At 46.7% G+C, this 14,741-nt stretch carries 8 protein-coding genes; 3 read left to right on the top strand and 5 right to left on the bottom strand.

Features of this window, described 5'->3' with window-relative positions; genetic code table 11:
* Positions 1 to 211 precede the first annotated feature (211 nt).
* Positions 212 to 3,832 (bottom strand): DNA polymerase III subunit alpha, encoded by a 3,621-nt coding sequence (dnaE, locus tag K0O23_RS00705; protein WP_219875463.1) that lies wholly within the window; start codon positions 3,830 to 3,832, stop codon positions 212 to 214.
* 278 nt (positions 3,833 to 4,110) lie between these two features.
* Here dnaE and K0O23_RS00700 point away from each other — a divergent pair, with 278 nt between their 5' ends.
* Complete coding sequence (locus K0O23_RS00700) at positions 4,111 to 5,430, top strand: MFS transporter (RefSeq protein ID WP_219875462.1); 1,320 nt, start codon at positions 4,111 to 4,113, stop codon at positions 5,428 to 5,430.
* Between the two features lie 417 nt (positions 5,431 to 5,847).
* Here the strand turns inward: K0O23_RS00700 and K0O23_RS00695 are convergent, their stop codons facing one another.
* From K0O23_RS00695 to K0O23_RS00680, 4 genes are all read right to left on the bottom strand, one after another.
* Positions 5,848 to 8,499 carry a LysM peptidoglycan-binding domain-containing protein gene (locus tag K0O23_RS00695; protein ID WP_219875461.1) on the bottom strand — a complete coding sequence of 884 codons (2,652 nt, stop codon included), beginning with the start codon at positions 8,497 to 8,499 and terminating at the stop codon, positions 5,848 to 5,850.
* A 303-nt stretch (positions 8,500 to 8,802) separates the two neighbouring features.
* Complete coding sequence (locus tag K0O23_RS00690) at positions 8,803 to 9,447, bottom strand: O-methyltransferase (protein ID WP_219875460.1); 645 nt, start codon at positions 9,445 to 9,447, stop codon at positions 8,803 to 8,805.
* 76 nt (positions 9,448 to 9,523) lie between these two features.
* Positions 9,524 to 10,762 carry a M16 family metallopeptidase gene (locus K0O23_RS00685; protein ID WP_219875459.1) on the bottom strand — a complete coding sequence of 413 codons (1,239 nt, stop codon included), beginning with the start codon at positions 10,760 to 10,762 and terminating at the stop codon, positions 9,524 to 9,526.
* A gap of 500 nt (positions 10,763 to 11,262) precedes the next feature.
* Entirely contained in the window at positions 11,263 to 12,051 is a 789-nt protein-coding gene (locus K0O23_RS00680; RefSeq protein WP_246596851.1) for a hypothetical protein, read from the bottom strand.
* Positions 12,052 to 12,307: 256 nt separating this feature from the next.
* Between K0O23_RS00680 and K0O23_RS00675 the strand changes: the two genes are divergently transcribed.
* Entirely contained in the window at positions 12,308 to 13,309 is a 1,002-nt protein-coding gene (locus tag K0O23_RS00675; protein ID WP_219875458.1) for a glycosyltransferase family 9 protein, read from the top strand.
* Positions 13,310 to 13,418: 109 nt separating this feature from the next.
* Positions 13,419 to 14,711 carry an aminopeptidase P N-terminal domain-containing protein gene (locus K0O23_RS00670; protein WP_219875457.1) on the top strand — a complete coding sequence of 431 codons (1,293 nt, stop codon included), beginning with the start codon at positions 13,419 to 13,421 and terminating at the stop codon, positions 14,709 to 14,711.
* Positions 14,712 to 14,741: the final 30 nt, after the last annotated feature.

The raw sequence follows: 14,741 nt of genomic DNA, 5'->3' as shown, positions 1-14,741 counted from the left end.
TAATCCGAAACTAAACCTGAAGCGGATTTCCTAATCCGCGTTAACCGTGACACGGGGATTAGGAAATCCCCGTCAGATGGCTTCCGGACTAGGAAGTCCGAAAGAGCAAGAACAAAAAAGGTATGCCACGACAGCAGCACACCTATTTTATACTTTATCAATTACACAAGAAGTTAATCCTGTGAATCCTTTAATCCTATCAATCCCAGTCCTAGAGCAGCTTACACTCACCCAGTCCCAGGTCTTTTATCGAGCTCAAAAACAGTTTCGGGTCAATTCTATACTTTCTGGAGTAGGTTGGCAGTGCAAGTTTTTCCTCCGGCACGTGCAGCATAATTTCCAGGCGTTTCTGGCCGGGGCTTGTAACGATGGCATTTTCTAAGGCTTCGGCCAGGTTTGGCGTGAAAAGCTGCAGGTTAACATTAACCTGAACACCTTGTGCCATTTTATCCAGTACATCACCTAGCAGCTGAATGTTCTGCGGCTTTAGCTCCCATTGGTCTTCGGTTTTATAACGCAGCTGTACTTTGCCCCGGATAAACAAGTATAAACCCATCTTCAGGTAAGGCGAGAACTTTACGTAATCTTCCCCAAACAACGCCATCTGCATAGATGTGTCGTAATCCTCGATTGTGAATAGGGCAAATGGGTTACCGTTTTTGGCTGTTCGGATCACCACATCGGTTACCATACCAGCCACGTTCACATCACGGGTTTTATATTCTTCGATTCTATCTAGCGAGCAAGTACAGTACGAATCTATCTCCAGCTTAAACTGATCCAGTGGGTGGCCCGACATGTAGAATCCTACCACTTCTTTCTCGCGGCGAAGCATTTCTGCCTGCGTCCAAACGGGCACTTCCGGTATTTTTGGCAATGGAGCGGCTACTGCGGCGCCTCCACCGAACAATGACTGCTGCGCGGCCTGCTGCTCTGCCTGGTAACTGTTGCCGTAGCGTATAGCCTTCTCCAGTATGCTCATGCTTTCTCCTTCCGGTATCTCTATCAGTTGGGCCCGGTGGTACAGCTCCCACGAGTCGAAACAACCGGCCAGAGCCATACTTTCGAAGGTCTTTTTGTTTACTGCACGCAGGTTAATGCGCTTGGCGAAGTCGAAGATATCCTGGTACAAACCATTCTCGCGTTCTGCAATAATAGCATCTACAGCAGCTTCGCCGGTACCTTTTATTGCACCTAAACCAAAACGGATCTGTCCCTGCTCGTTCACGTTAAACTTGAGTAAAGATTCGTTTACATCCGGACCCAATACAGCCACACCTTGCTTGCGTGCTTCCTCTATAAAGAAAGTCACCTTTTTGATGTCGTTCATGTTGTTGGTCAGCACCGCTGCCATGTATTCAGCAGGGTAGTGGGCCTTCAGGTAACCAGTCTGGTAAGCAACCACCGAGTAAGCGGCAGAGTGGGAGCGGTTAAAGCCATACTGGGCGAACTTCTCCATCACGTCGAATACCTCAGAGGCTTTCTTGGCAGGAATTTTATGAATCTCGGCGGCTCCGGCGATAAATTTTTCACGCTCCTCGGCCATCTTTTTCATGTCCTTTTTACCCATGGCGCGGCGCAGTAAGTCGGCACCACCCAGTGAGTAACCGGCCAGGATCTGGGCCGTCTGCATGATCTGCTCCTGGTACACCATGATACCATAGGAATAGTTCAGGATAGGCTCCAGCAGCTCGTGCGGGTATTCTACTTCCTCTTTACCATGCTTGCGGTTAATAAAGTTCGGGATGAACTGCATCGGGCCCGGACGGTAAAGGGCGTTCATGGCAATCAGGTCTTCAATGTTGGTCGGCTGCAGGTCTTTAAGGTACATGCGCATACCCTCCGACTCGAACTGGAACGTACCAATGGTATCACCGCGCTGGTAAAGCTGGTACGTTTTCTCGTCGTCTATCGGAATGTTATCTATGTCAATCTCAACGCCGTGGTTCTTTTTGATCAACTCCATCGCATCTTTGATGATGGTCAGGGTTTTAAGACCCAAAAAGTCCATCTTCAGCATGCCCGCACTCTCGATCACCTTGCCGTCAAACTGCGTTACCAGCAGGTCGGAGTCTTTGGAGGTAGATACCGGGATATAATTCGTGATATCATCCGGGGCGATGATCACACCTGCCGCGTGAATACCTGTGTTACGCACCGAACCTTCCAGCTTTTCAGCCAGTTTCAGTACGGCAGCGCGGTGGTCGGTGCCTTCGCGAATAGCGGCCAGGTCCAGGTTCTCCATAAAGGCCTTCGCCAGTGTCGTGCCCGGGGTATCTGGAACCATTTTGGCCAGCTCATTGGCCTCTGCAAGCGGAAGCGAAGTGGAGCGGGCTACGTCTTTAATCGACGATTTAGCAGCCATCGTACCGAAGGTGATGATCTGTGCTACCTGCGTTTTGCCATACTTATCCACCACGTAGTCGATCACACGCTGGCGGTTCACGTCGTCGAAGTCAATATCAATATCGGGCATGGATACACGCTCCGGATTCAGGAATCGCTCGAACAGCAGGTTATACTTGATCGGGTCGATGTTGGTAATACCGATGCAATAGGCTACTGCCGACCCAGCCGCAGATCCACGACCAGGTCCCACGAACACGCCCATGTCACGACCTCGGTTAATAAAGTCTTGCACAATGAGGAAGTAACCGGCAAAACCCATGGTCTCCACAATGCGAAGCTCATAGTCCAGGCGTTCCTCTACTTCAGGGGTGATGTCGGTATAACGCTTTTTTGCACCTTCATAAGTAAGGTGGCGTAGGTAAGCATCGGGGCCGGCATGCTCTGGCGGAATCGGGAAGTTAGGCAGCAGGATATCGCGCTTCAGTACAGGCGGCGTAATCTTGTCAACGATATCATTTGTATTATCAACAGCCTCCGGCACATCCTTAAACAGCTCGTTCATCTCGGCCTGCGTCTTGAAATAGAACTGGTCGTTAGGGAAACCAAAACGCGTTTTCTGGCCGGCCTCGTCAATGCGGTTCAGCATCTGGCGCACGCTGGATTGGTGGCCATATTTGTTGCGCACATTTTCTATCGTATCATAGATCACCTTTTGATCATCACTCAGAAAACGGTAGTATTTTGTGGTAAAGTCACCAACCGGAGTGCTCTGATCTTCGCCTGTATTTACGCAAAGCAGAATATCGTGTGCGTTCCAGTCTTCCTGATCTACATAATGCGAGTCGTTGGTACAGATAACTTTTACATTATACTTTTTGGCCCACTTTAGCAGCACCTGGTTTATGTCTTCCTGGCTTTTGCCGGTGCCATCAATGTTCATCAGGCCGTGGCGCTGAATTTCGATGTAGTAATCCTCGCCAAATACATCCAGCCACCACTTAAATATTTCCTCGGCTTCCTCTTCACTCTTCCAAAGTATGGCTTGCGGCACCTCAGCGCCAATACAACAGCTGGTGGCAATAAGGCCTTTGCTGTATTTTAAAAGCAACTCCTTATCAATACGCGGCCACTTGCTGTAAATACCCTCAATATAGGATAAAGAGCACAGCTTAGCCAGGTTCTGGTAACCTTCCTGATCTTTGGCTAAAAGCAGCTGGTGGTGGCGCACATCCTTTACTTCTTTACTAAAAGTTTTCTGATGGCGGTCCGTAACAAGGTAAAACTCGCAGCCCACGATCGGCTTCACGTTATACTTGTTAGCCTCGTTCACAAAGTTGAAGGCGGCGAACATATTGCCGTGGTCAGTCATGGCAACGGCGGGCATGCCATCGGCCTGCGCCTTTTTCATGAGCGCGCTGATGCTAGCCTGGCCGTCGAGCAGCGAGTACTGTGTATGCGTATGTAAATGCGAAAAAACAGGCATTTGAGGGAATTAGTAATTACGAATGATGAATTATGAATGACTTCCGGATAAAGTATAAACTGTTTCGTGAGTCATTTTCGGGATGTTAAAATTACGGAAAATAGGCCGGCTGCCCAAACAGAAATCAACCCTTGGCAGAACAAAATTTAAAACAGAATAATGCCTTATCGGGCGGGCGATTTTATACTTTTATTTGTATGCTGTTAGAGTATAACTTGTAAACTCAGGCTACACGTAAGTATAAGCCTGTGCCATAGCGGGCACACCAGATATAAAGTATGGCAGCAGAAAATAAACTTAGCGGAATGTTCAGGGCTTTGCAATCGCGTAACTACAGGTTGTTCTTTGTAGGGCAGGGCATCTCGCTTATTGGTACCTGGATGCAGCAGATTGCTTTAAGTTGGCTGGTGTACCGCCTTACCGATTCTGTATTTCTTTTAGGAGCAGTTACCTTTTCAAGCCAGATACCTTCTTTTTTACTTGGCCCGTTTGCAGGTGTGCTTGCCGATAAATTTAACAGGCACAAAGTATTACTAGTAACGCAGGCGCTGTCTATGGTGCAGGCTTCCACGCTGGCTGTGCTTGTTTTAACCGATACCATCCAGATATGGCATGTGCTGGCACTAAGTGCTATGCTGGGTACTATCAACGGGTTTGATATTGCCACCCGGCAGGCTTTTGTAGTGGAACTGGTAGAGCGGCGCGAAGACATGAGCAACGCCATCGCCCTGAATTCATCTTTATTTAACATGGCTAGGTTGGTAGGCCCTACCGTTGCCGGCTTACTGATTGCGGCAGTAGGAGAGGGCATCTGCATTCTGATCAATGCGGTGAGTTATATTGCCGTGCTGGGGTCGTTGCTGCTGATGCGGCTTAAACCTTTTGAGCGTGTAAAGCAGGACCGCAAAGTATGGAAATCGCTGCAGGAGGGGTTTAGTTATACTTTTGGATTTCCCCCGATACGCGCCCTTATAATTATAGTAGGCCTTATAAGTTTGTTTGGCATGCCTTTTACAGTACTGCTCCCTGTTTTTGCACGTGATATATTGCATGGAGGTGCTAATACGCTGGGTTACCTGATGGGTGCTTCCGGGTTTGGTGCATTGGCCGGGGCGATGTTCCTGGCGCAGCGTAAATCCGTTATAGGCCTGGGTAAGGTAATCATCTTTACCATGTCGCTTTTCGGGTTGGCGCTGATGGCTTTTTCGTTCTCGGAAATATTTCTGCTTTCGTTTCTGTTAATGCTGTTCAGCGGTTTTGGCATGATCGTAACCATGGCTTCCTGCAACACACTGCTGCAAACCTTAGTGGATGATGACAAGCGCGGCCGCGTAATGAGCCTGTATGCTACCGCTTTTATGGGGATGGCCCCCATCGGGAGTATGCTGGCTGGTTCGGTTGCCGAGCATATCGGGGTAGCTTATACGTTGCTGGGCTGCGGCTTCCTGTGTACCATCAGTGTGATACCATTTGCCATACACCGTCCGCGTTTGCGACAAATGGTGCAGCCCATATACGAGCGCCTTGGCATTGTACCCGAGATAGCTTCTGGTTTGCAAACAGCTTCTAACCTGACCGCACCGCCAGAGGATAGGTAAGATTGGTTATTGGTTATTCGTTAATGGTTATTGGTTGATTGTTGTTCGGGAACGTAGAGACGCAATACTTTGCGTCTTGCTTGTTACAAGGCAGTGTCTTTTAAAGTTCGCAATAGCAGACATCCCAAAGTATAACCTATGGCTTACGGAAGTCTGAAGACTTCCCATCATGTAAAGTCACGCTATCGCTTAAGACTTGCGCCAGAAAAAATATAATTTCAGCGGCCAGAGGCCGTGGGATAGCTCACACTCGCCAGAGGCGAGCGAGGGCCCTCGACTGATTTAATCATGCGTCTTATTCGCTACAGGCCGGAAGGTGTTATTGGTTTTTAGCATAAAGTATAAAAGCCGGCTATAGGGCCGGCTTTTATACTTTATGCTATTTGATTATCGATGCTAATAACCAGCAACTAATAACTACTTCTTCTTAATCAGCAGTTGTTCGCCTGGCTTCACATTAAAGTCTGATTTCTTGTTCCACTCCATTACATCCTTAATGGTAACGCCATACTTGCGTGATATCTGGTACATGCTTTCGCCGGTTACTGCGGTGTGGTAAATGCTTTCGCCAGTGGCTGTAGCAGATGCTTTCTCCTGTGTTGCTGGTTTGGCTGTAGGCGCAGCTTCTTTTCCCTCTTCTTCAGGTGCAGCAACACGCAGTTCCTGGCCTAACTTCAGGTTATTATCTGCCAGGTTGTTCCACGTGCGCAGTTGGTCTACCGTTACATTGTAGCGTTTTGAGATCTGGTAAAGCGTTTCGCCTGCCATTACTGTATGCAGATCTACTACAGTCGCGGCAGTTTCCTGAACTTCCTGCTCTTCTGTAACTACTTCTGTTGTGCTGCCCAACGGCTCCGCAACAATTAGCTCCTGGCCAAGCTGAAGTGCCGTAGTACTTAACTTGTTCCAGGCTGTAAGCTCGGCTACTGTAACATTATACTGCTTTGATATAGCATAAAGTGATTCACCTTTGGCTACCACGTGTTTAGCAGATTTGGCTGCCGGTGTAGCTGTTTCATTGCTATTAGTGCCGCCAGATGGCCAACCATCTTCTTCACGCGCCTTTTTGTAATCTTCTCCGGTTTTTTCTTTGGCCGGCTCCGCTTTAACCGGCGTAGTAGCAGGAGCAGTTTTAGTTGGCTCCTGTACTGGAGTTGATACTTTGGTAGAAGCAGGTTTAGCAGTTATGATTTCCTCCTGAGTTGTAGTAGCTTCTTCTTTCTCAGGCGCTTGGTAAAGCACAGATTCAACTTCTTCGGCCTCTATTTTTTCAGTTTCTTCTTTTTGGGCAATAACAGGTTTTTCAGCAGGCTTAACATCTGCTTTCGTTTCCTGCTTTGGCTCTGATTTTACCGGTGCTTTTGTTTCTTGTTTCGGCTCTGGCTTCATTTCTGCCTTTGCCTCTGTTTTAGTTGCTGCCGGGTTCTCTGTTTTTGGCTTTATAACCAGTTTATCTTTACTGGATGGGTACAAAGCACCTTTCGGCTGCGGCGTAGCCTCAACAACCTCTGTTTTCTCAGTTACAGTAGTCTCCGGAGCTTGCTCTGCTACTACAGGTTCAGCCTCTTTGGCAGGTGCAGGAGTTGTAGCAGGAGTGCTTTGAGCTACGGTAGCTTTCTCTTCTACAGGTACCGTTTCTTTTTTATCTTTCTTAAAGCTATTAATAAAACGCTTGAATACATTTTCTTTCGGAGTCTCGTCTTTAGCTTTTGCTACAGGAGTTTCCTTAATCGTTGTGCCTTCCGGGCGGTTATAGCTTGGGACTGTTGAGGACGCTACATTTTGCTTTGCATTGGCTTCTTTTACCTCTACCGGTGTAGTTGACGGACGACGTTTTTGTAACCACAACACGCGGCCAGGTACTGGTACTTCGTTTTTAGCCATGCGATTTTTATAACGCAGGTAATTAAGCCTGATACCATAGTGCTGTGAGATCAGCTGCATGTTTTCGCCTGGCTGTACCACGTGGTACTCTGCATCAGCAATAGTTTTCTTTTGCTCGATGTAGTAAGCAGATCCGGCCACAATCTCATCGAAGTTGTGCAGGTCGTTATACTTCAAGAATTTGCGGGTTGATATGCCTGCCTGTAGCGCCAGCTTGTCTTTTGTGTCGTTTGGCCGGGCAATCAGGGCATTTAATCCATTGCGTTTTACTACCGTTGCGGCTGCCGCTGTTTGCTGCGGCGCTGCACTGGGAGTGGACTTAGCCACTGGTTTTTCTTCTTTAGCTGCTGGAACGTTTGCAGATGCCACCAGTCCGGTTTCGTTGTTGCGTACCGGTACAATTACATAGTAATCCTTATCAGATGGTATCTTGTTACCTAAAAGCCACTTGTTATACTTTTCAAGCTCAGCATAATCCGTTTTGGTAGACAAGGCTATATCGGTCAGGCTCTGGCCTGGAGTGGCACGCAGTTCGCGCAGCGATACAACTGGCTTTTCTCTGCCGACAAAGTTGTCGTAGGCAATTTTGTGTGCCAGAAAGGTAATAACGTAAGGGTGCGACTTTTCAGTAACATCAAGCTTTTTAGAACCTTTGTCGGCTGGCTTTGAGTAGGTCTGCACACCTGTGTAGCCAAGGTAGTACGACAAGAGCGAGGTAAACCAGTTGTCGTAGTTCTTGTTGCTGCGTTTAAAGTATAAAGCAGCGCCACGGCTGGCCTCAATAATATGACGGCGCTCATCCACTACGTTATCCATGCGCAGATTGAAATCAGAGGCGGCCTCTTTTTTAAACTGCCAATACCCCACCGCGTTGGAAGTAGACACAGCATCGCCTATCAAACCACTTTCCTGCAGCGCCAGGTACTTAAAATCATCCGGAACGCCCTCTTCTTTAAAAACACGCTCAATTATCGGGAAGTAAGCATTGGCCAGGTCTACTTTTATTTTAAAGTATGTCTGGTTACGGTGCAGGGCATCTACTTTTTTCTGAATTTCCTGCTGCGCTCCGTCCGAGATTCTAAGCTGGACATCTGCGAAGTAAACGTTTTTGGGAACAGTAACAGTTTGCGCCCATGCCAGAAAAGGCAAAAGCAACAAAACGAGAAGTGGTAGTTGTTTTCTCATAAAAGGAAATGGTAATTATACTTTGGCTAAATAAATTGCTTTTGGGCTCTACTACCGGTTGAATAGCAGAGAGCTAATCATCTCTGAATTAATATATTCGAGAAATAATATAGTGTTTGCAAAAATAAAGGATTTTACCGCTCTTTATACTTAACAACGAAGTATTTTTAGTAAAATTTTTTAGAGCGAGTAGGATTTATTCTTTTATGGTTTGCACAGCCTTATACTTTGCAGAAATGGCTGTAAATGTAAAATGGAATGAGCGTTGTATACTCATTCCATTTACTGCTAAGTATAAGTTGGTTATAATTTTCGTGCAATCATCAAACCGTCGCGGATAGGCAGTAGGATGTTCTCTACGCGCGGGTCGTCGTGCACCTTTTTATTAAAGGCAAGCAGAGCTGCTGTGTCTTCGTCGAGTTTTTTTCTATACTTTTCGAGCACTTTACCGCTCCAGAGCACATTGTCAGCAATAATATACCCACCCTGTGCCATTCGGTCAATTACCATGTCGTAGTAAGCGGCATTGTTTATTTTATCAGCATCTATAAATACCAAATCAAAAGCTGCATCTATAGTCGGAATAATATCAAGGGCATTGCCGATGTAGTACTTTATACTTTGCGATAAACCTGCTTCTTCAAAATAGCTACGCACCCGCTCCTCCAGCTCTTCATTTATATCAATGGTGTGAAGCGTGCCGCCTTGTTGCAAACCTTCGGCCAGGCAAAGCGCCGAGTAGCCGGTATAAGTACCAACTTCCAGTATCTGCTTTGGCTTTATCATGTGCGAAAACATTGCCAGCAACCTGCCCTGCATGTGGCCCGACAGCATGCGCGGTTTCATCACGCTCAGGTGCGTCTGGCGGTTTACTTTGTGCAGCAACTCACTCTCTAGAGAGGTATGCTCCTCAGCGTATAGTTGCAGGTCCTCGTCGATAAATTCCATCTGATTAAATTGTTAAATTGCTGATTGTTGAATAGTTGTTTTGGGAAAGTGCTTAGCAATTAAGCCATTTAACAATTTAAACTTTAACGGGCACATAATTCAGGAAACTCAGCTGTTCTTCGCGCAGCACGTCATTGGCGATATCCAGCAGGTCACCGGCCTTTATACTTTTAATCTTATCAAATATCTCGTTCAAAGATTCTACCCTGTCCAGGTCAAGTATACTTTTGCCGATCATCATCATCAGGCCCATGTTGCTTTCCTCGGCCATGGCTAACTGCCCCATCAGCTGCTCTTTGGCTGTGTGCAGTTGCAGTGAGCCAAGTGGCTTTTCGCGCAGCTTTTTTAGCTCCTTAAGTACGAGCGAAGTAGTACGTTTTAGTTGCTTCTTCTCCGTGCCAAAGTATATGGTAAGCAAACCTGTGTCAACATAAGTCGCATAATTGGCATCAATGGTATACACCAAACCATGTTTTTCGCGCACGGCCAGATTCAGGCGGGAATTCATACCTGGGCCACCCAACAGGTTTACCAGCATAAAGTATGGTATCCGACGATCATCAGACAGAGCATAGGCAGGAGACCCCAGTACACAATGCGCCTGCGAGATCGGTTTTTCTATGGTTACCGTTTTAGGTACGTAGTTGGTAAACGGTACTCGTTCCCGCTGTTGATGAACTACAGGTATATCACTCAAATACTTTTCAGCCAGCTTTACCACCTTTTCAAAAGGGAGGTTGCTAACAGAGCAGAATAGCAATGAGTTATTGCTTAGGTTGCGGTTGATAAAGTCCAGGAAATCCTGTTTAGTAAGGCTGGATACACTTTCTGTAGTACCCAGTATATTATTCCCCAGCGGGTGACCGTCGAATACTACCGAATCAAACTCATCTACAATGGCTTCTTCCGGTGTATCGAGGTACATGGCCATTTCCTCGAGTATAACGCCACGCTCTTTCTCAATTTCCTTTTCCGGGAAAATCGAGTGGAAGGTAATATCTGTCAGCAACTCAAACGATTTCTCGAAATGCTTATCCAGCACTGAGCTGTAAAAGCAGATCTTCTCCTTTGTAGTATAGGCATTCAGCTCTCCACCAACAGACTCTAGGCGGTTAAGTATATGGAACGACTTGCGCTTTTGTGTGCCTTTAAAAGCCATGTGCTCCCAGAAGTGCGCCAGGCCCAGTTGATTCGGGCATTCGTCGCGGCTGCCAATATCCATAATAAACCCGCTGTGGGCTATCTTGGTGTGAGACACCTGCTTGTGTACTATTCGGATTCCGTTTGGTAATGTATGGATTTGATATTCAAGCATTCAATCTGAAATTAGCCTGCAAAGGTACGGAAAATGTGGCAGATTCTTGAGGAAGGGGTAAAGGTTCTTTGTTTGAGTTAGTGTGATTTTCTGTACTTTCTAGCTGTTGTTCTTTTTCAGTCTTATTGAATTTCCTTATACTTTTTAGCTACTGCTGTCCCTCATTCTTAATTGCCCATCCTTTCACCTCAGGCTTTGGTACCCTCAAGGCCGGGAGGCCTCGCCTTTGCGCATCGCGCTGTCTATTGAAGTTGCCTAACGGCTGCCCTCGCGGGCACCGCAACAATAGAAGGCGCTCAACACAAAGCCTGGGATGGACACTTCTTAGCTTGGGGCTTTAGCAACTGGAAAGACTTTGTAGGGACAGGTCGTGACCTGTCCGAGGAATGGCTAGTGCTACGAAACTAATACTTATGTTATGGCAAAGACAGAGCTCTCCTCCTTGGTTAAGGAGGGGTAGGGTGTGTTAAAACGCGGATTTCAGATGTATAAACTCAAATCTACCGGCCCAGATTCCGGCCCCCGACATTAATCACAAACCCAAGCGAAAACACAGAGTAGGCTGCTGTTAACGCATCACGATTTTTAAGGCCAAAGGTGGTGCCGGAGGTATACTGCAGCTGCACCGACGGATTTAAGGTAAGACGTGTGTAAAAAATAGGCTCCAGGAAAATATTGTCTTCTTCTTTGGCAGGCTCACCGTTAATTTTGTAATCGTGCATGTTTACATAACTGGCGCGCAGCGTGGTGCCATAGTTTAACGGAAACTCTCTTTTAAGCAGCTTCAGCGACTTCTTTCTTTTGGATGTAAAATTTGCCTGCACAAAGTACTTGCTGAAGTCAGCCTCCATGCGCTTAAGATGCAGCGTGCCATCCTGATGCTTGTCTTTTTCAACCCGATCGCTGCTGCCACCGCCATAGCCTGCATAAAACTCCAGAATACGTTCCTGGTTAGGGCCAAAAGTGGTAAAGTAGCCGCCTCCAGCCTCCAATAGGTTATGCCTGAAGTCCATTTTTTTGCGCTCGCTGTTTAGCATAGAGCCATTCAGCACCACTGCGAAATGGTCGGTAACCGCATAGGCCGTATTAAACGTGATATTGCCTTTTGGAGTAACATGTCCTCCTGCACTTAGTTCTCCTTTCTGAGTAAACATAGGCACGTTTGGCACATTGGGCATATACGTAGATACACAGCCCGGCATAAGCAGTAGCAGGGCGGCTATGGCACTGTAAAGTATAAAGGTATTGCTGGTAGGCTTGTCTAAAGAGCGGGTACTTGTTTTTTTCATACTTAACTTGGGTGCTATACTTTGACGTTGTGCGTGAAAATCTGGATAAGCTTTAGAGTTTTTATACTCGGAATATAAAGCAAGGCAGAAAACGAAATAAAACCTAAACTTTTAAGAAGAACTTAGAGAAAATATTTTAGCGCTTAAGTATATATAAAATACTATATTTATACTGATTTCATTGTTGCTGATCGGTCTTAAATTTTTAACTGAAGTGAGTTTGCTGTAGCTTTGCCCTGTACGTTGAGTGTCCACCATGAATAAAATACTGATCATACAAACGGCTTTTCTGGGAGATGTTGTGCTGGCAACAGCATTAATTGAAAAGCTACATGCGTTTTACCCGGAGGCACAACTTCATTTCTTATTGCGCAAAGGCAACGAAAGCCTTTTAAAAGATCACCCGCTGCTGCAACAGGTACTTATCTGGAACAAAAAGGAAGGCAAGTATAAAAGTCTGATGAAACTGCTCTCTAAGATTCGCGCCGAAAAGTATGATCTGGTTGTCAACGTGCAGCGATTTGGAGCTACAGGTATACTTACTGCCTTGTCCGGAGCCCGCGAAACAGTTGGGTTTGACAAAAATCCGTTCTCCAGGTTTTTCACCCGCAAACACAGGCACGACGTAACTTCCGGCACCCACGAGATAGAGCGCAACCACCTGCTCATACAAAGTATAACCGATAACAAACCAGCAAAGCCGAAGCTATACCCCAGCCAGGTTGATTTTGCAAAAGTTGAGGAGTTAAAGCAAGAAAAGTATATCTGCATGGCGCCTACCTCGGTGTGGTTTACCAAGCAGTACCCCCTCGAGCAGTGGGTAACACTTATTAATAGTATAGATCCTAAGTATAAAGTATACCTGCTGGGCTCGCCTGCAGACAAAGCACATTGCGACGAGATAATCAGGCAAAGCAGTAACCAGAAAGTAGAGAATTTGTGCGGGCAACTGAGCCTGCTACAGTCTGCTGCCCTGATGCGCGACGCCACACTTAATTATGTGAACGACTCCGGACCGATGCACCTGGCTTCTGCGCTTAATGCACCTACCTGTGCCATTTACTGCTCTACTGTACCATCATTCGGGTTTGGCCCACTTACCGACTTCGCCAACATTGCGCAGCGCGACGAGCCATTATACTGCCGGCCTTGTGGTTTGCATGGGTATAAAGCCTGCCCTGAGGGCCATTTTAAATGTGCCAAAGATATCCGGAACGAGCAGTTGCTGGAGGTGTTGCAATTGGCCGAGATCGTGTAAAACACCTAAAATGCGAAACGTAAAGTATAGCTTGCTATGCAGTAAGGGCTTTTTGCGTAAAATATTTCTTATCTTAGGCTGATAATCACACGTTTCCAATCAGCTACCTATGAGATACGCACCAATTGCACAAGAACTTTTTGTGCGCAACCGCCGCCGCCTTGTTAAACACCTCAAGCAGTCGTCTGTTGTTATCTTCCACTCTAACGATGTAATGCCCACCAATGCCGATGGCACTATGCCTTTCCGGCAGAACAACGACCTGTTTTACTTATCTGGCATAGATCAGGAAGAAAGTATACTGTTGCTATTTCCGGATGCACGCGACCCACGCATGCAAGAGATACTTTTTGTGCGCGAAACCAACGACCACATTCTTACCTGGGAAGGCTACAAGCTTACTAAAAAGCAGGCTGCCGAGGTTTCAGGAATCAAAACCATACTCTGGACCCACGAATTTAACAGTGTGCTGAATACACTTCTGGGTGAGGCAGAGCAGGTTTACCTTAACTCTAACGAGCACCCAAGAGCAGTAGTAGAAGTTGAAACACGCGATGCCCGTTTTATAAAATGGATAAAGGAGCATTATCCGCTTCATAAATATGAGCGTGTGGCACCGATCATGCACCTGCTTCGTGCGGTTAAGTCTGAGGAAGAGATTGCACTAATCCGCCAGGCCTGCCAGATAACAGAGAAAGGATTCAGGCGATTGCTCAAGTTTATCAAGCCAGGCATAATGGAGTATGAGATAGAGGCAGAACTATATCATGAGTTTATCCGGAATAGATCCCGGGGGCCGGCATACCAACCAATTATAGCATCCGGAGCAAATGCCTGCATCCTGCATTATGTAGACAATAACCGTGAGTGCAAAGACGGCGACCTGGTGCTGATGGACTTTGGTGCAGAGTATGCCAACTATGCCTCGGATTTAACACGCACGGTACCCGTAAACGGTAAATTTACGAAGCGCCAGCGCGAGGTGTACGATGCAGTGCTACGTGTAATGAAGGCCGCTACGCAAATGTTGGTACCAGGCAATACGCTGGGGCAGTATCACCAGTTTGTAGGTACTGTAATGGAAAACGAACTAATACGGCTGGGCTTGCTGGATGAAGGAGATGTTCGTAACCAGGATTCTCATAATCCACTTTACAAAAAGTACTTTATGCATGGCACTTCGCATCACCTTGGCTTAGATGTACACGATGTTGGCGATAAGCACCGGGCTTTTGAAGAAGGCATGGTTTTTACCTGCGAGCCGGGTATTTATATAAGAGAAGAGGGGATAGGCATCAGGCTTGAAAACGATATTCTTGTAACAGCTGGTGGCCCCGAAGACTTGATGGCAGATATACCGCTGGAGGCCGAAGAGATACAGCATCTTATGCAAATAGGTTGAAAATTTGTGCCAACATAGTGCATTTGTTAG

This window comes from Pontibacter aydingkolensis, assembly GCF_019443125.1.
GTDB lineage: Bacteria > Bacteroidota > Bacteroidia > Cytophagales > Hymenobacteraceae > Pontibacter > Pontibacter aydingkolensis.
This window is presented reverse-complemented; position numbering and strand designations above follow the sequence as displayed.

Coding starts and splice junctions, on each gene's coding strand:
- dnaE (WP_219875463.1), bottom strand. CDS start 3,832: ATGCCTGTTTTTTCGCATTTACATACGCATACACAGTACTCGCTGCTC.
- K0O23_RS00700 (WP_219875462.1), top strand. CDS start 4,111: ATGGCAGCAGAAAATAAACTTAGCGGAATGTTCAGGGCTTTGCAATCG.
- K0O23_RS00695 (WP_219875461.1), bottom strand. CDS start 8,499: ATGAGAAAACAACTACCACTTCTCGTTTTGTTGCTTTTGCCTTTTCTG.
- K0O23_RS00690 (WP_219875460.1), bottom strand. CDS start 9,447: ATGGAATTTATCGACGAGGACCTGCAACTATACGCTGAGGAGCATACC.
- K0O23_RS00685 (WP_219875459.1), bottom strand. CDS start 10,762: ATGCTTGAATATCAAATCCATACATTACCAAACGGAATCCGAATAGTA.
- K0O23_RS00680 (WP_246596851.1), bottom strand. CDS start 12,051: ATGAAAAAAACAAGTACCCGCTCTTTAGACAAGCCTACCAGCAATACC.
- K0O23_RS00675 (WP_219875458.1), top strand. CDS start 12,308: ATGAATAAAATACTGATCATACAAACGGCTTTTCTGGGAGATGTTGTG.
- K0O23_RS00670 (WP_219875457.1), top strand. CDS start 13,419: ATGAGATACGCACCAATTGCACAAGAACTTTTTGTGCGCAACCGCCGC.